Consider the following 18,295-nt stretch of genomic DNA (forward strand, 5'->3'; position numbering starts at 1 on the left):
AATGTAAATGAGAGGTATTATCATTTGTAACAAGTGCCGCGATAACGCCGTTTCTTTCGATATCGCGGCAATTTCATTCGATCGGGCGCCTGTCGCGCGGCGCCCGCCCGGCCCGGCCGGAGAATCGGCCGGTTGCCGCCGGCGCGCGCCGGGCCGCGCGTGCCGCCTAACCAACGGACCTCCGATGAGCTCGACCTCCTTCGCTTCGTCACGACGTCACCCGCCGGTGCTCGTGCCCGGCAATCATCCGGGCGTGGTGCACATCGACGCGGGCATGAAACTCATGAGCGGCACGCTGTGCTCGGACAGCCGCGACTGGTACGAGGAGCCGCTCGAAAAAGGGCTGAAGCTCGTCCTCGTGCAGAGCGGGCAGCTGCGCTGCCGCGTGCCGGGCCAGCCCGAGCAGTGCATCAAGGGGCCGGGCCTGTGCGTGATCGCCAACGACGGCGAATTCACGACGCACCAGATCTACGACCGCGACACGCCGCTGCGCTACACGATCGTGCAGCTCGGCCTCGACGCGCTCGACCGCAACCTGAGCCTGTTGCCGGAGAAGATGCTCGCGCCGACGGGCGGCGATCCGCGCATCGTCAGTTGCCCGGCGTCGAAGGCGCTGCAGGCGCTCGCGGTGCAGATCGCGACGTGCCCGTTCGAGGGCGCGGTGCGCGAGTACTACCTGAAGGCCAAGGCCTTCGAGCTGACCGCGCTGAGCGCGCAGCTGCTGGCGACACAGCGGCAGTTCGCGCCGGCCGACGTGCGCGTCACGTCGTCGGACGTCGAGCGCGTGTACGCGGCGAGCGACATCCTGACGCGCGAGCTTCAGCAGCCGCCGACGCTCGACGCGCTCGCGGGCCGCGTGGGGATGAATTCGCGCAAGCTGACGGCCGGTTTCCGCAAGGTGTTCGGCACGAGCGTGTATGCGTACCTGCAGGAATACCGGTTGCGGACCGCGCACGCGATGCTGTGCGCGGAGGACGCGAACGTGTCGACCGTGGCGTACCGCGTCGGCTACAGCCCCGCGCATTTCTCGATTGCGTTCCGCAAGCGCTACGGCATTTCGCCGAGCGATATTCGCGCGTCGTCGAACGCGATCGACGACGTCGAACTGGAGCGCGCGGCAATCTAAAACAACTGACCGGCCGCCTAAAGCAATCGACCGGGCTCATGGGTGTAAATGAGATAGATTCTCATTAACGGGTGGCCGCCGCCGCGCGGATCCGCCATCGAACGACCCATACAAGGCGTGCCCATGAGCCAGACCGCTGTCGATTCAACCATCGATCATTCCGATCCTTCCCGTTTTTCTCCCATAGCCCTTCGCTCGCAGCTCGTCGCGATGATCGCGGCGCTGCTCGACGAGCCCGTCGACGAAATCGCGTCGCTCGACGATGACGAGGACCTGCTGAGCTGCGGCCTCGATTCGATCCGGCTGATGTACCTGCAGACGCGCGTGAACCGGCTCGGCTACGCGCTGACGTTCGATGCGCTCGCGCGTACGCCGACGCTCGGCGCGTGGGCCGAGCTGCTCGCGAATGCGCCGCGCGTCGCATCCGCGGCGCCCGAGGCCGAGGCTGCCGAGGTGGCGGATGTCGACGTGCATGCGCCGTTCGACTTGTCCGCTGTGCAGCAGGCGTACTGGCTCGGCCGCGGCGACGGCGAAGTGCTCGGCAACGTGAGCTGTCACGCGTTCCTCGAGTTTCGCAGCCGCGCAATCGATCCCGTTCGTCTCGACGCGGCGTGCCGGCACGTGCGCGAGCGCCATCCGATGCTGCGTGCGCGCTTCACCGGCGGCCGCCAGCAGATCGTCGCGGCACCGGACGCGCCGGTGTTCGCGCATGCGGACTGGCGTGACAGGGTCGCCGTCGATGCGGAAACCGAATGGGTGTCGCTGCGCGCGTTCCGGTCGCACGAATGTCTCGACGTCGAGCATGCGCAGGTTTTCATGATGGGGCTCGTGCAGATGCCCGGCGGCGAGGATCGCGTGTGGCTGAGCGTCGACCTGCTCGCGGCCGACGTAGACAGCGTGCGGTTGCTGATGCAGGAGATCGGCGCCGCGTATGCCGAACCGTCGGCATTGCCCGACGCGCCGTCGACGTGGTTCCCGGCCTGGCTCGCGCGTCGCGCGGCCGATACGCGCGATGCGCGGGCCGCGGCGCGCGACGCATGGCATGCGCGGCTCGCGACGCTGCCGGAGGGGCCGGCGCTGCCGCTCGCCCGTGCGCCGGAAACGATTCGCGCGCCGCGTTTCAGCCGCGTCGCGCATACGCTGAGCACGGCCGAACTCGCGCGTCTGCAGGCGCGGGCCGCGCAGCATGGCGTCACGCTGTCGTCGGTGTTCGGTGCGGCGTTCGCCGCGGTGCTCGCGCGCTGGAGCGGCCGGCAGGCGTTCCTGCTCAACGTGCCTCTGTTCGACCGGCACGGCGATGCGCCCGATCTCGGCCGCGTGATCGCCGATTTCACGACGCTGCTGCTCGTCGAATGCGACATGCGCGCCGACGCGAGCGCGGCCGACACGGTGCGCGCGTTTCAGCAGCGGCTGCACGGCGCGATCGCACAGGCTGCCTATCCGGCGCTCGACGTGCTGCGCGATGCGCGCCGGCAGGGCGCGCCGCGCGCGGCGCCCGTCGTGTTCTCGTGCAATCTCGGCGACGCGCCGTTCGTGCCCGACGCATTCGCGCGCGCGTTCGGCGATCTGCACGACATGATTTCGCAGACGCCGCAGGTGTGGCTCGATCACCAGCTCTATCGCGTGCCGGACGGCGCGCTGCTCGCATGGGACAGCGTCGACGGCCTGTTTCCCGACGGGATGATCGATGCGATGTTCGGCGCGTATGTCGCGCTCGTGCAGGCGCTGTGCGATCGCGATTGGCGGTTGCCGATCGCAGTCGAGCTGCCGTCCTCGCAGCGACGCGTGCGCGATGCGCTCAACGCGGTACCCGCGCCCGCGCGGCCGCGCACGCTGCATGCCGACTTCTTTGCACTGGCTGCGCGCGAGCCGGCGGCCGTCGCATTGCGCTGCGGCGAGCGCGTCGTGACGCGCGGCGAACTGGCCGCGCAGGCGCTGGCGATCGCGGGTGGCTTGCGTGCGGCCGGCATCGGTCACGGCGATGCCGTCGAGATCAGCCTGCCGCGCGGGCCGGAACAGGTGGCCGCGGTGTTCGGCGTACTGGCCGCCGGCGCGTGCTACGTGCCGCTCGACATCGCGCAGCCAGCGGCGCGCAAGGCGCTGATCGAACGCGCCGCCGGCGTGAAGGCCGTGATCGGCGACACGGCGCGCGCAGATGCGCCGCTGCCGCATTTCGACGTCGCGGCGCTGACGACGCATGCGCCGCTGGCCGCGCCGCTCGCGGTGGCGCCGCAGGCCACCGCGTACGTGATCTACACGTCCGGTTCGACGGGCGTGCCGAAGGGTGTCGAGATGACGCACGCGGCGGCGCTCAACACGATCGATGCGATCGACGCGCTGCTCGGCGCGCGTGCGCAAGACCGCTTGCTCGCGGTGTCGGCACTCGATTTCGACCTGTCGGTGTACGACCTGTTCGGCGTGCTCGGTGCCGGCGCCGAGCTCGTGCTGCCGACCCAGGACGATGCGCGCGACGCGGCGCGCTGGATCGAGCTGATTGCGCAGCATCGCGTGACGCTGTGGAATTCGGCCCCCGCGCTGCTGGAAATGGCGCTGGCGGTGCCCGCTGCGGCCGACGCGTGCCGCAGCGTGCGCGCGGCGCTGCTGTCCGGCGACTGGATCGCGCTCGACCTGCCGGCGCGCCTGCGCGAACGGTGCGGCGACGCCTGTGCGTTCCATGCGCTCGGCGGCGCGACCGAGGCCGGCATCTGGTCGAACGTGCAGACGGTGCGCGACGTGCCGCCGCACTGGCGTTCGATTCCATATGGCCGGCCGTTGCCGGGGCAGGCCTATCGTGTCGTCGACGCCGACGGCCGCGATGTGCCGGATTACGTGCCGGGCGAATTGCTGATCGGTGGCGACAGTCTCGCGCGCGGCTACCGGAACGATCCCGAGCTGACCGCGCAGCGCTTCGTGCAGCAGGCGTCGGGCCGCTGGTATCGCACGGGCGACCGTGGCCGCTACTGGCCCGACGGCACGCTCGAATTCCTGGGGCGCGAGGATCGCCAGGTGAAGGTACGCGGGCACCGGATCGAACTGGGCGAGATCGAGGCCGCGCTGGCCGCGCATCCGCAGATCGACGGTGCGTGCGCGAGCGTCGTCGGCGGCGAAGCCGCGCGCATCGCGGCGGCGTTCGTGCCGGCCGACCGCGCATCGGATGTCATGCCGTCATCGCCCGCGCTCGCGGAAGCCGACGTTGCCGATACCCTGCACGCGGAAGCGGCCGTCGCGCGTGCGGTCGCCGATCGGCTGCTTGATGGCGATACGGGCTTGCCGTCGTCACTGCGTGCGTATCGGCATGCGAAGGATGACGTATTGATTTCCATCGACGGCGCGTTCGATCTGCTCGACTGGTATGCCGCCGATCTCGACGACCTGACCGGATCGCTGCGTGCGCTCGCTGCGGATCCTGACGGCGCCGCGCGGCGTGTGCCGCTCGATCCGCGGATAGCGCCGCTGGCGTTCGCGACGCGTCTGCCGGATGGCGCCCGCGCGCTGCGCGAGTTTGGCGATGCACTGCGGGCCCAGGCCGCGACCCGCACCGAACCGTTGCGGGTCGCGGTGCTCGACGCACGCGCCGGGCAATGGTTCGATGCGGGGCTCGGCGTGCTCGACGATCCGCGCTTCGACGTGACGCTGTTCGACGCGTCGCCAGGTCTGCTGCACAACGCGCAGGCGTACTTTGCACAAACGATGCCGATGCTGCAGACGATGCAGGACGGCCTGCTGCCCGCACGTCATCTCGGCCGGTTCGATTGCGTGATCAGTTTCGCGGCGGCTCACTTGCGCGACGATCCGCGCGATACGTTCCGGATCGCAGCAGCGTTGCTTGCGGAGAATGGCCGCCTGCTGCTCGCCGACGTGCTGCGCGATTCGCCGCTGCGCGAGCTCGTCGCGGGCGTGACGGGCGATGCGTCGCTGCCGCGGCCGTTTGCACACGAAGCGCTGGCGTCGGCGGCACACGCGTGCGGCTTTGCGCTGGAAGATTCCCGGAGCTGGCGCTCGACCGCGTTCGCCTGCATCGACGCGCGCCGTGTCGGCGAACCGGCCGCGCAAGCGGCGCTGGCCGACTGGCTGCGCGACCGGTTGCCCGACGCGATGCGTCCCGAAGCGCTGTGGTGGATCGCGCGCTGGCCGCTCAACGCGAACGGCAAGATCGATCGGCGGGCCGTGGGCGAGGCGCTCGCGCGGGCACTCGGCGACGCACCGGCCGCACACGATGCGTTCGTGCCGGCCGACGAACGGCAGGCGACGCTGCTCGCCTGCTGGGAGCACGCGCTTGGCCGCCCGGCGAACGCGCGCGACGCGACGTTCTTTGCGCTCGGCGGCGACAGCCTGCTCGCGACGCGCCTGCTCGCGCAACTGCGCGAGCGGCTCGGCGTGCGGGTCGGGATGGCGGCGTTCTACCGGCAGCCGACGCTCGCGGGTCTTGCCGCGCAGCTCGACGAGGCCGCGCAGGCTGCATCGTCCGTGCCGGGCTTGCAAGCGTCGCAGACCTCGCAGGCCGAAAGCGACACGCCGGTTGCGGCGATCGAGGAGGGCGTGCTGTGAGCTTCGATGACGTGCTCGATCTTTGCCGCGAACGCCAGATCGAACTGTGGTGCGACGACGGCGGCCAGTTGCGCTATCGCGCGCCGGCCGGCGCGCTCGATGCGGACCTGGCCGCGCGCATCAAGGCCGAACGCGACGCGTTCGTCCGCTTCCTGAAGGACGGCGCTTGGCGCCGCGATCCGGCGCGCCGGCACGAGCGGTTCGCGCTGACGCCGGTACAAGCCGCGTACGTGCTCGGCCGGCACGAATCGTTCGAGTTCGGCGGCAATGCGTGCCATCTGTACGTCGAATATGGCGAGCCCGCGAATCTCGACTGCGTGCGCTTCGAGGCTGCGTGGAATGCGTGCGTCGCGCGGCATCCGATGCTGCGCGCGATCGTCGAGGACAACGCGTGGCAACGCGTGCTGCCCGACGTGCCGTGGCAGCCGCTCGCGGTGCACGACCTGCGCGATGCCGATGCGAACGCATTCGACGCGCACGTGAAGCGCGTGCGCGAGCGCCTCGACCATGCGGTGCACGCGCTCGACCGCTGGCCGGTGCTGCAGCCGGAAGTGAGCCTCGGGCCGGACGGCGCGGTGCTGCACCTGTCCGTCGATTTCACGCTGATCGACTACGCGAGCCTGCAATTGCTGCTCGCCGAATGGCGGCGCCGTTACGACGATCCGCAATGGCAGCCGGCGCCGCTCGATGCGACGTTCCGCGATTACGTCGTCAATGAAGCCCATGCCGGCACGCGCGCCGATCATGCGCGCGACAAGGCGTGGTGGCTTGCGCGCATCGACGCGCTGCCGGCGCGCCCCGATCTGCCGGTGGTGCCCGCGATGCCGTCCGACGCGCGGCCGCGCTTCACGCACCGGCATGCGCGGCTCGATCGTGCGCAATGGGCCGCGCTGAGCGGCCACGCGAGCCGCGTCGGGCTGAGCGCGGCGAGTGTCGCGCTGGCCGCGTTCGCCGAAGTCGTCGGCCGCTGGAGCCAGTCGCCCGCGTTCTGCCTGAACCTGACGGTGCTGAACCGGCCGCCCGTGCATCCGCGCATCGACGCGGTGCTGGGCGATTTCACCGCACTGAGCCTGCTCGCGGTCGACGCGACGCACGGGCGCGATTTCGTCGAGCGCGCCCGCACGATCGGCGCGCGGATGTTCGACGACCTCGACCATCGCGCGTTTACCGGTGTCGACGTGATGCGCGAACTCGCGCGACGCCGCGGCAAGGATGCGGCGCTGATGCCGGTGGTGTTCACGAGCGGCATCGGCAGTGTCGGTCGCCTGCTCGGCGAGCATGCGGCCCGCGCCGAGCCGCCGCGCTACATGATCAGCCAGACGCCGCAGGTGTGGCTCGACTGCCAGGTGACCGACCAGTTCGGCGGGCTGGAAATCGGCTGGGACGTGCGTGACGACCTGTTTCCGGACGGGATGCCGGCGGCGATGTTCGACGCGTACGTCGCGCTGCTGGGCCGGCTCGCCGCTGAAGCGGCGTGGTGGTCGCGCGCGGGCGACATCGTGCTGCCGTCCGACGCGCCCGCCGCCGAGGTTCATCCGGATGCGGATACGCATATCGCGGCCGGCTTCGCCGCGCAGGCGTTGCGGTCGCCCGATGCGCCGGTGGTGATCGATGCGCAGGGGGCGCGCACGTATCGCGACGTCGCGCAGCATGCGGCGGCGCTGCGGTCGGCGCTCGAACAGGCCGGCGTCGGCGTGGGCGACCCCGTCGCCGTGCTGATGCCGAAGTGCGCGCACCAGCTCGCGGCCGTGCTCGCGATCGTCCAGGCGGGCGCCGCGTACGTGCCGGTCGACAGCCGCCAGCCGGCGCTGCGGCAACAGGCGATTCTGCGCAATGCGCGAGTGCGTGCGGTCGTCAGCGTGCAGGCGCTCGACTTCGAACACGACGGTTGCGTGCGCATCGATCTCGATGCATTGCCGATCGATCCGCAGTGGCCGCCGCGCGCCGCGCGCGACATCGCCGGCGACGCACTCGCGTACGTGATCTATACGTCGGGCTCCACCGGCGAACCCAAGGGCGTGATGCTGAGCCACGCGGCCGTGTGCAACACGCTGGCCGACATCAGCGCGCGCCATGAAGTCGGTGACGGCGACGTGGTGCTCGGCCTGGCCGAGTTGAGCTTCGACCTGTCCGTCTACGACTTCTTCGGCGCGACCGCACGCGGCGCGTGCATCGTGCTGCCCGATCCGGCGCGCGGCAACGATCCGTCGCACTGGGCCGAGCTGATGGTGCGCCATCGCGTGACGCTGTGGAATTCGGTGCCCGCGCAAGGGCAGATGTTGATCGACTACCTCGAAAGCGAACCGGCGCTCGACGTGCCGGGCCCGCGCCGCGTGCTGTGGTCGGGCGACTGGATTCCGGTGACGCTGCCCACGCGCTGGTGGCGGCGCTGGGCCGACAGCGCGCTGTTCAGCCTGGGCGGCGCGACCGAGGCGTCGATCTGGTCGATCGAGCATCCGATCCGTCCGGCGGATACGCAGCTTGCCAGCATTCCGTACGGCCGCGCGCTGACCGGGCAGACGATGGACGTGCTCGACGCACTCGGCCGGCCGTGCCCGCCCGGCGTGCGCGGCGAGATCCATATCGGCGGCGTGGGGCTGGCAACGGGTTACGCGAACGATCCCGTACGAACGGCCGAACGCTTCATTCATCATCGCGACGGGCGCAGGCTCTACCGCACCGGCGATCTTGGCCGCGTGCGCACCGACGGTTCGCTCGAATTCCTCGGCAGGCAGGACGATCAGGTAAAAATCCGTGGCTACCGGATCGAGCTGGCCGAGATCGATGCGGCGCTGACCGCGCATCCGCTCGTCGGTGCGGCCGCGACGATCGTGCTCGGCGACGGCACGGAGCGCCGGCTCGCGAGCTTCGTGTCGCTGCACGGCGCGGAGCCGTCGGCGCACGACGACGCGCTGCACGAGATTGCGGCGCACGTGCGCACGGCGTTCGACACGGCGCGCTGGCCCGCGCACGCGGACGTGTCTCGGTCGGTCGCGCAGCTCGAAGCGGCCTGCGTTGCGTCGCTGGCCGCGTGGATCGTGCCGGCTGGCGCGCTGACCGACGATGCTGCGACGGATTTCGCGACATTGTGCGAACGGTTGCGCGTGCCGGCGGCGCGACAGCATCTGCTGCGCCACTGGCTCGCGCTGCTCGACAAGCACTGCGTGCTGCACGCGGATGTTGAAGCAGGCGGCTGGCGTCTGCGGCCGGATGCCGGCCACGCCGACGCACACGCATGCTGGGACGCGTTTGCGCAGGATGCGTCGCCCGATCTGTGGCCGGCCGTCCTCGTCGACTACTTCCGCGACAGCGCGGGATGCATCGACGTGCAGGTGGACGGCAGCGTGTCGCCCGCCGGCCTGATGTTCCCGGAAGGCGCGTCACATATCGCCGACGCGATGTACAGCGACGGCGAACATGCACGTGCCCTGCATCACGGGATGGCGGAAGCCGTGCGTGCGATCGTCGCGCGCGAGCCGCAGCGCCCGTGGCGCATCCTCGAGATCGGCGCGGGCACGGCTGCGGCGACGCGCGCGATCGTCGACGCACTCGCACCGCTGGTCGAAGCCGGCGCACGGATCGACTACCTGTTCAGCGACGTGTCGAGCTATTTCCTCGCGGCGGCGCGCGAGCGTTTCGCCGCGTATCCGTGGATGCGGTTCGTGCGGTTCGACATGAACGCGGCGCTCGATGCGCAGGGTATTGCGCCGCATTCGATCGACGTCGCGATCAGCTCCGGTGCGCTGAACAATGCGCGCGACACGGTCGCGCTGGTCGCTGGATTGCGTGCGCTGTCGGCGGCCGATGCGTGGTGGGTGATCCAGGAACTGACGACCGAGCATCCGGAGATCAGCATCAGCCAGGGGTTGATGATGGAAACGCCGAACGACGCGCGCGCCGAGACGGCGCGCCTGTTCGTGCCGCGTGCGCAGTGGCTCGAATGGCTGCAAGTGGAAGGCGGCGATTGCGCGCTCGGCTGCGTGGCACCCGGCACGCCGCTCGACGCACTCGGCTACGACATCCTGCTCGCGCACGTGAGGCGTGGCGCGGCGCGGATCGCACCGGACGCGCTGCTGGCGTTCGTCGCGGAGCGCGTGCCGGGTTACATGGTGCCGTCGCAATTGCGCGTGCTCGACCGTCTGCCCGTGACCGCGAACGGCAAGATCGACCGCCGTATGCTGGCCGGCATCGCCGACATCCGCGAACCGGAGCCGGCGGCCGCTCGTCCGGCTCACGCGCAGGCTGCCGCCGATCCGCTGCTGGCGCGGCTGATCGGCTTGTGGGAAGCCGTTCTCGATACGCGCAACGTCACGCCCGATCAGGACTTCTTCGCCGCGGGCGGCGATTCGCTGCTGATCGCGCAGCTCGTGTCGCGGCTGCGCGGCGAGGAGCCGCTCGCGCACGCGCATCCGTTCGACCGGTTGCTGCGCTGGGTGCTCGCGCAACCGACGCCCGCCGCGTTCGCGCAATGCCTGCGCGATGCGGCTGCACAGCCGTCGGGCAGCGCACCGCCGGCTGCGCCGGCCACCCCGCGCATCGCGCACGCGTCGGCGGTCATCCATGCGCCTGCACCACGCGTGCGTGCAGGCGTGCAGCCGATTCCGCTCGCACCGGGCGAGGGTGTGCCGCGCGTGATCGTGCACGAAGGTCTCGGCACCGTGCAGGCGTATCGTCCGGTCATGCCGGCGCTCGCGCGGCTCGGTCCGGTGCTCGGCTTCGCGGTGCGCGACGCGCAGGACTATCTCGACCTGCCGGCACGCCACCTGAACGCAACGCTCGGCAGGCGCTATGCGGATGCGCTGTGGCGCACCGGCGTGCGCGAGGTCGACGTGCTCGGCTACTGCTCGGGCGGGCTGGTCGCGCTCGAAATGGCCAAGTCGCTGGTGCAGCTCGGCGTCGAAGTGCGCACGCTCGACATCGTGTCGAGCTACCGGATTCCGTACCTGATCGAAGACGAACGGCTCGTGCTGTTCAACTTCGCGGCCACGCTCGGGCTGCCGCTCGACGCACTCGGGTTTCCGGAGACGTACGTGCTCGCCGACGCGCTCGCCGATGCATTGAAGGCCGACCCTGCGCGTGTCGCGTCCGGCAGCCTGCAGGCGCAGCTGGAGATTTTCGGCGATCGCTGCGAGCCGCTCGACACGCTGCGCGGCCGCGTGCTGCGTGCAGCCGCCGGGTTGTCGATGCAGGACGAGGTCGCGCATCCGCTGCTCGACGAACGCGAGCGGCTGTACCGGCTCTTCATGCATTCGGTGCAGGCGAGCCACTGGGCGGGCGACGCGCCGTATGCGGGTGCGCTGCGGCTGTTCGTGCCGGAGCGCTGCAACCCGCTGATTCCGCAGCAGCGCGCGGCGCTCACCGACTACTGGACGGCGCAGGCGCTCGGCGGCATCACGTCCGTCGATATCCCCGGCGGTCATTTCGACTGCCTGAATGCCGCGTTCGTCGACACCCGCCTGAAGGAGGCGCAATGAAGGCTCATCCGCTGCCGGTCGTCGTGGCCGGCTCCCGCTTCGGGCAGTTCTATGCGGCGGGCCTCGCTGCGTCCAGCGCCTATCGTGTCGCGGGCATTCTGGGGCAGGGCAGCGCGCGGACCACCGCGTTGGCTGCACGTGTCGACGCGCCGGTGTTCGACGCGCCTGAATCGCTTCCCGAGGACGTGCGCGTCGCGTGCGTCGCGGTCGGCGGCGCGGCGCGCGGCGCCGACGGGGCGGCGCTCGCGTGCCGGCTGCTCGAGCGCGGGATCGATGTCGTGATCGAGCATCCGCTGCTGCCCGACGAATGGGACCGCGTGCTGCGCACCGCGTCGCGTCATGGCCGGCGCTGCCTGCTCAACAGCTTCTATCCGAACCTGCCGGTCGTCTCCCGCTTCATCGCCGTCGCGCGACGGCTGCGTGAAACGAGCGCGCCCGTGCATGCGGATGTCGTGTGCTCGGTGCAGGCCAGTTACGCGGCGCTCGACGTGCTCGCCGCCGCGCTGCAGGGCGTGGGCCCGTGGTCGGTCGAGCCGGTCGGGCCGGCACTGTCGTCGATGCGCGAATGCGCGATGGTGCTCGCCGAAACGCCGGTCTCGCTGCGCGTGCACAACGAGATGGCGGCGGCCGACGACGGCCGGATGAGCATGCTGTTCAGCATCACGCTGACGACGGACGCGGGCACGTGGACGCTCGCGTCGCCGCATGGCCCGCTGTGGTGGGCGCCCGCGCTGCGCGAACCGGCGACGGACGAGGACGGGTTGTTCCCGATCTTCGGCGATGCGACGGGGGACGACATGCCGAGCATCCAGATCTGCGACGATGCGCGCGACACGTGGGGCGCGATTCATGCACGCAGCTGGCCGCAAGCGGCCGTGCGCGCGGTCGATCGGCTCGTGTCGGGCGACGGGCTGCACGCGTGCAACCAGCGCAGCATCGACGTGGCGCGCGTCTGGCAGCAACTGACCATGCAGCTCGGCTTTCCGGAACAGCCGCCGGGCGATGCGTGCGCGGCCACGCTCGGCACGCTGCTGGAGCGCGCCGCATGAAGGGGCCGTTGCTTTCGATGTTGCGGCCGTTCGCGGTGCCGCTTGCGGCGGCGGTCGTGCTGCAGGCGCTGGCGGGTGTCGCCTCGCTCGTGCCGTGGCTCGCGCTCGGCCGTGTCGCCGACGCATGGCGCGCGACGGCGCAGGTCGACGCGACGGCGCGCGGCTGGCTCGTCGCGGCCGTGGTGGCCGGCGTGTGCTGGCTGGGCGGCCAGACGGTCGCGCTGCACCTGACGCATCGTGTCGACGCCGATCTCGCCGACCGCTTGCGCAGGCGCCTTGCCGATCATCTGCAACGCTTGCCGCTCGGCTGGTTCGCGCGCGCAGGCAGCGATCGCGTCGCGCGTCACGTCGACCAGGATGTGCGCGCGCTGCACCAGCTCGTCGGGCACGCGCCGGCCGACGTCACGCAACTCGTCGTCGTGCCGTGCGCGGCGCTCGCGTGCCTGCTGTACCTGAATCCGGTGCTGCTCGCCTTTGCGCTGGTCCCGCTCGTCGTGGGCGCCGCGCTGTTCCGCTGGATGCGTTCGGCGCGGTTCGCGCCGGCCGTCGCGGCGCGCAATGCGGCACTTGAACAGCTGATGGGCGATTACGCGCAGCTCGCGCAGAACCCGGCGCTCGTGCGGCAGTATCCGGGCGCCGGCATCGAGGCGGCCGCGCTGGCGTCGACCGGGCGCTTCGAACAGGCGTTTTCGGCGTGGGTCGGCGCCGTCGGCGGGCCCGGTGCCTGCACGCAGGTGCTGCTCGGCACCCCGTTCCTGCTCGCGTGGGTCGTGTTCGGCGCGACATGGCTCACGGCCGGCCGTTTGCCGGTCGGCGAACTGTGTGCGTTCGCGCTGCTGATCTGGGCGGTCGCCGCGCCGGTGCGCGCGCTCGGCCACGGGGCCGACGCCTTGCGCGAAGCGCGCGCGGCCGCTGCGCGCCTCGATGCGCTGCTCGCCCAGCCGGGCCTGCCCGAGCCGGTCGATGGCGCTGCACAGGTGCCGCGCGACGCGTCGATCGAGCTGCGCGGCGTGAGCGTCGACATCGACGGCACGCCGATCCTGCGCGACATCGACGCGACGATCGCGGCCGGCACGACCACCGCGATCGTCGGGCCGTCGGGCGCGGGCAAGAGCACGCTGCTGATGCTGCTCGCGCGCTTCATGGATCCGGACCGCGGCGCGGTGCGGCTCGGCGGCGTCGATCTGCGGCTGCTGGCGCCCGATACGCGGCGCGAGCAGGTGGCGATGGTGTTCCAGCAGGCCGCCGCGCTCGACGTGTCGATTGCCGCGAACATCGCGCTTTACCGGCCCGATGCCGATCGCGACGCGATTCGCGCGGCTGCGCGCACGGCCTGTCTCGACGAGCGCATCGACGCGTTGCCGGGCAGCTACGACTGCGTGTGCGGGCGCGACGTGCGGCTGTCGGGCGGCGAACTGCAGCGGCTGGCGCTTGCACGTGCGCTGCTGTCGACGGCGCCGCTGTTGCTGCTCGACGAACCGGCATCGGCACTCGATCCGGAAACCGGGAGTGCATTGCGCAATGCGCTGCGCGGCGACGCGCGCACACGCGTGATCGTCAGCCACGATCTCGACGCGATCCGGCAAGCGGACCAGATTCTCGTGTTGGATCGCGGCCGCATCGTCGAGCGTGGCACGCATGCGGCGCTGCTGGCCGCGCGCGGGCTGTATGCGCGGTTATGGAGTGAACGCGGTGCCGCAGGCGGGGAGTCCGCATGATGATGAAATCGCTCAAACGTTTGCAGTGCCTGCCATCCGAAACCCGCCGCGCGCTGTGGCACGGGGTCGGCTGGGCGGTGGCGGCCGCGTTGCTCGACGGCGCGTGCGGGTTGCTGCTCGTGCCGTTGATCCGCGCGTGGTTCGCCGGCGCGCATGCGGCCGTACTGCACTGGACGATCGCGCTCGGCGCGCTGACGCTGTGCCACGCATGCGTGCTGTACGCCGCGCAACGCGGCGGCTATCGCGCGGGCGGCGCGCTCGCGGCCGGTCTCGTCGAACGCCTCGTGCGCCACCTGCCGCGCATCGCGTCGTGGCAGGCCGTGCGCGACAGTCATCCGGCCGGGCTGTTGCGCGGGCCGGTCATGCAGGCGATGGGGATTCCCGCACACCTGCTCGGGCCGCTGATCGGCGCGGTCGTGACGCCGCTTGCGGTCGTCGCCGGGCTCGCGTGGATCGACTGGCGCATCGCGCTGTGCCTCGCGGCAGCCGCCGTGTTGCTGTTCGCGCTGCTCGAGCGCGGCGGCACACGCACACTCGTGTTCGAGCAATCGCGCGCGTCCGGCGATCGCGAGATGGCCGTGCAGCTTCAGACTTTCGCCGCGCATCAGGGGCTGTTGCGCTTCGCGGGCCGGGAAGGCGACGCGCGCGCGGCGCTGCAGCACGCGTTCGACGAGCAGCATCGCCGCACGCGCGCGCTGATGCGGCGCTCTCTGCCGATCGAGCTCGGCTTCGCGGGCGCGGTGCAGGGCGTGTTCGTCGCGATGCTGGTCGGCGGCGCGTGGGCCGTCGCGGCTGGCCGGCTCGATGCGGCAACGGCCGTGGCGGTGCTTGTGCTGCTCGTGCGCTTCATCGAGCCGCTCGCGCAGCTCACGCAGCTCGACCAGGCATTGCGCGGCGGCTGGCGCGCGCTCGACACCGTGCTCGCGGTGCTGCATGCGCCGCGTTTCGACAGCCCCGAGCGCGGCACGCCGGTACACGATTCGAGCGTCGACGCGGTGCGCGTCGGTTACCGCTCGGCCGCCGGCGCGACGCTGCTCGACGGCGTCGACCTGCATTGCCCGGCGGGCGGCTTCGTCGCGATCGTCGGCCCCACCGGTGCCGGCAAGAGCACGCTGCTCGGCGTGCTCGCACGGCTCGACGATCCGTGCGCCGGGCGCGTGCTGCTCGGCCGCTCCGATGTGCGGCACCTGAGCGAGGCGACGCTCGCCGCGACGCGCAATCTCGTATTCCAGGACAGCGGGCTGTTTCGCGGCAGCCTCGCGTGGAACGTGCGGATGGGCCGCCCGGACGCGACCGATGCCGAACTGCGCGACGCGCTCGACGCGGTCGGCCTGCTGCGCGATGCCGAGCGCTTGCCGGACGGGCTCGAGTCCGACGTGGGGCCGGGCGGCCAGTTGCTGTCGGGCGGACAGCGCCAGCGCGCGTGCCTGGCGCGCGCGCTGCTGGCGCGTGCACCGGTGCTGATGTTCGACGAGCCGACCGCGAGCCTCGACGAGCTGAGTGCACGGCGCGTGCGCGACACCCTCGTCGCGCTGCGCGGGCAGCGCACGCGCATCGTCGTCACGCACCAGCCGGCGCTCGCGGCGGCCGCCGACACGATCGTCGTGCTCGACGCGGGCCGCGTGCGGGCGACCGGCACGCACGCGCAGCTGGTCGAAACCGATGCGTGGTACGCGACGTTCGCCCGTGCCGGGCAGTGGCCCGACGGGCCGCCGCCGGCCGATACGGACGCGCAAGCCTGGCCGGCCGAGTCCGAACACTGACGTGAACAATGCGGGCCGGCGTGCCCGGAATCGATAGGAAAAGCCCCTCGATCGAAAAATGGCCTGCCGGTTCTAATTGATAATGAGAATGATTATCAAATACGGGGGCGTGAATGCGGTACGAGGTGCTGGAACCTGGGAGATCGATGAAGAAGGGCGCACGCGTCGCCCGTTGCGGGCGAGGGCGCTGGCGTCCGTCGCTGTATCTTGGCCTGCTGATCGCCGCGCATCCGGCGGCGGCGTTCGCCGATGCGGTGCCGGTGCCGGTGCCGGTGCCGGCGGCCGGCGCGGAAGTCCGGAAGGAAGAGGCGACCGCCGTGAAGCCTGCCGCGGGCGAACTGAAGGCGATTTCGGTGAACGCGTCGCGCGGCGTGGCCGACGATCCGGCCGTGGCGACGGTCGGCAAGATGCCGCTCGCGTTGCGGGAGATTCCGCAGTCGGTCAGCGTGACGACGCGTGAACGGATCGACCAGCAGAACCTGTACTCGCTCGACGAGGTGATGCAGCAATCGGCGGGCGTGACCGTGCAGCCCTACGTGCTGCTCACCACCGCGTATTTCGTGCGCGGCTTCAAGGTCGATTCGTTCGAATTCGACGGCGTGCCGGTGGTGATCGGCGACATGGCGAGCGCGCCGCAGGACATCTCCGTCTACGAGCGCGTGGAAATCCTGCGCGGCGCGAACGGCCTGCTGCACGGCTCGGGCAACCCGGCCGCGACGGTCAACCTCGTGCGCAAGCGGCCGCAGTACCAGTTCTCGGCGAACGCGAGCGTGAGCGTCGGCAGCTGGGACCGCTATCGCGCGGAAGCCGATATCGGCGGGCCGCTCAATGCGGCCGGCACCGTGCGCAGCCGGCTCGTCGCCGCGTATGAGGATCGCCATTTCTTCTACGACCACGCGAAACAGGACACGCGCTCGATCTACGGGATCACGGAAGTCGACGTGACGCGCGACACGCTGCTCACGTTCGGCGCGCAGTACCAGACGACGCGCTCGGTGCCCGACATGTCCGGCGTGCCGATGGCGCGCGACGGGTCGAGCCTCGGCCTGTCGCGCTCGACGTTCCTCGACACGGCGTGGGGCCACTTCGACTGGGACACGACGCGCGCGTTCGCGTCGGTCGAGCAGAAGCTCGGCGCCGGCTGGAAAGCGAAGGTCAGCGGCGAATACCAGAGCGTGCGTTCGGACCTGAAGTACGCGGGCTCCTACGGCGCGATCGATCCGGCGACCGGTGCGGGCGGCGCGCTGACGGGCGGCGCGTACCAGTTCAGCAGCTACAGCCGCAGCATCGATGCGAACGTGCAGGGCCCGGTGCATGCGTTCGGGCTGACGCACGACCTGCTGTTCGGCGTGACCTACGCGAACAGCAGCAGCGGGCAGATGTCGGCGCAGCTGCTCGGCAACGTGGCCGGCACGCCGGTGAACGTCTACCGCTGGAACCCGAGCAGCGTGCCCGAGCCGGGTGTCGGTCCGTACCAGCAGTCGCAGCAGAACGACGTGTCGCAGAAGGGCGTGTACGGGCTCGGCCGCATCAAGCTCGCGGAACCCGTCACGCTCGTGCTCGGCGGCCGGATGAGCTGGTGGAACCAGGACAGCCTCGGCGCGCACTACAACACCGGCCACCAGTTCACGCCGTACGGCGGGCTGATCTGGGATTTCGCGCGCGACTGGTCGTGGTACGCGAGCTATGCGGAAGTGTTCCAGCCGCAAACCAAGTCGATGTGGGGCGGCGGCATCCTGACGCCGGTGAAGGGGCGCACCTACGAGACGGGGGTGAAGGGCGAGCTGGCGGGCGGCAAGCTGAACGTGTCGCTCGCCGCGTTCCGCATCGATCTCGACAACAATCCGCAGGTCGATCTCGCGCATCCGTGCGCGGGGCCGAACTGCTACTACGTGAACGGCGGCAGCGTGCGCAGCCAGGGCTTCGAATTCGAGGCGAACGGCCGCATCACGCCATGGTGGAGCGTGTGGGCGAGCTACACGTACGACACGATGCGCTATGCGGACAACCTCGCGAACGCGGGCACGTTCGCGCCGCTGCTGAACCCGCGCCACCTGTTCCGGCTGTGGACCAACTACGACCTGCCGTGGCAGGAACGGCGCTGGAGCGTCGGCGGCGGCGTGCAGGTGCAGAGCAATTACTCGGCGCAGGCGAACGGCGTCTCGATGAGCCAGGGTGGCTACGCGCTCGCGAGCGTGCGGCTCGGCTACCGCTACGACAAGCACTGGAGCGCGGCGGTCAACGTCAACAACCTGTTCGACCGCAAGTACTACCTGAGCCTGAGCAACCCGGGCTGGAACAACCGCTACGGGGAACCGCGCAACGTGATGCTGACCGTGCGCGGGCAGTTCTGATGGCGGGCGGCTGGGGGACGCGGGTGGCGCTTTCGATCGGCGGCGTGCTGCCGGGCGCGGTCGCGCTGGCGGTCACGCTGGCCCGTCATTACCCGGCCGACGGCCTGAACCGGCTCTACGCGGCGGTGCTGTTGTCGCTTGCCGCGGGGGTCGCCGCGCTGCTGTGGGTGCTCGTTGCGCCCGGGCGACGGCAGGCTGCGTGGCGTGCGGGTGCCTGGCTCGCGGTGCTCGTGCCGTGCGCGATGTTCTGGGGAGGGCGCTGA

The 18,295-nt window shown here is 70.8% G+C and carries 8 protein-coding genes; all 8 read left to right on the forward strand.

Annotated elements, in window-relative coordinates:
* Positions 1–184 precede the first annotated feature (184 nt).
* The 8 genes from ACPTTF_RS20485 (at position 185) to ACPTTF_RS20520 (ending at position 18,295) form a co-directional block, all read left to right on the forward strand.
* Positions 185–1,126 (forward strand): helix-turn-helix transcriptional regulator, encoded by a 942-nt coding sequence (locus ACPTTF_RS20485; protein ID WP_166961639.1) that lies wholly within the window; start codon positions 185–187, stop codon positions 1,124–1,126.
* Positions 1,127–1,249: 123 nt separating this feature from the next.
* Complete coding sequence (locus ACPTTF_RS20490) at positions 1,250–5,674, forward strand: amino acid adenylation domain-containing protein (RefSeq protein WP_423367969.1); 4,425 nt, start codon at positions 1,250–1,252, stop codon at positions 5,672–5,674.
* Positions 5,671–11,148, forward strand: a complete 5,478-nt coding sequence (locus ACPTTF_RS20495) for an amino acid adenylation domain-containing protein (RefSeq protein WP_423367970.1) — start codon at positions 5,671–5,673, stop codon at positions 11,146–11,148. Before ACPTTF_RS20490 ends, ACPTTF_RS20495 begins: the two co-directional genes overlap by 4 nt.
* Positions 11,145–12,197 (forward strand): Gfo/Idh/MocA family oxidoreductase, encoded by a 1,053-nt coding sequence (locus ACPTTF_RS20500; RefSeq protein WP_423367971.1) that lies wholly within the window; start codon positions 11,145–11,147, stop codon positions 12,195–12,197. The genes ACPTTF_RS20495 and ACPTTF_RS20500 overlap by 4 nt, the downstream gene beginning before the upstream one ends.
* Complete coding sequence (locus tag ACPTTF_RS20505; protein ID WP_423367972.1) at positions 12,194–13,915, forward strand: ABC transporter ATP-binding protein; 1,722 nt, start codon at positions 12,194–12,196, stop codon at positions 13,913–13,915. Before ACPTTF_RS20500 ends, ACPTTF_RS20505 begins: the two co-directional genes overlap by 4 nt.
* The gene (locus ACPTTF_RS20510; RefSeq protein ID WP_423367973.1) at positions 13,912–15,678 is read left to right on the forward strand and encodes an ABC transporter ATP-binding protein; all 1,767 of its coding nucleotides are present in this window, start codon (positions 13,912–13,914) and stop codon (positions 15,676–15,678) included. Before ACPTTF_RS20505 ends, ACPTTF_RS20510 begins: the two co-directional genes overlap by 4 nt.
* Positions 15,679–15,824: 146 nt before the next feature.
* The gene (locus ACPTTF_RS20515; protein ID WP_423367974.1) at positions 15,825–18,032 is read left to right on the forward strand and encodes a TonB-dependent siderophore receptor; all 2,208 of its coding nucleotides are present in this window, start codon (positions 15,825–15,827) and stop codon (positions 18,030–18,032) included.
* Positions 18,032–18,295 (forward strand): hypothetical protein, encoded by a 264-nt coding sequence (locus tag ACPTTF_RS20520; RefSeq protein ID WP_423367975.1) that lies wholly within the window; start codon positions 18,032–18,034, stop codon positions 18,293–18,295. Before ACPTTF_RS20515 ends, ACPTTF_RS20520 begins: the two co-directional genes overlap by 1 nt.

This window comes from Burkholderia crassaminum (genome assembly GCF_964265005.1).
Lineage (GTDB): Bacteria > Pseudomonadota > Gammaproteobacteria > Burkholderiales > Burkholderiaceae > Burkholderia.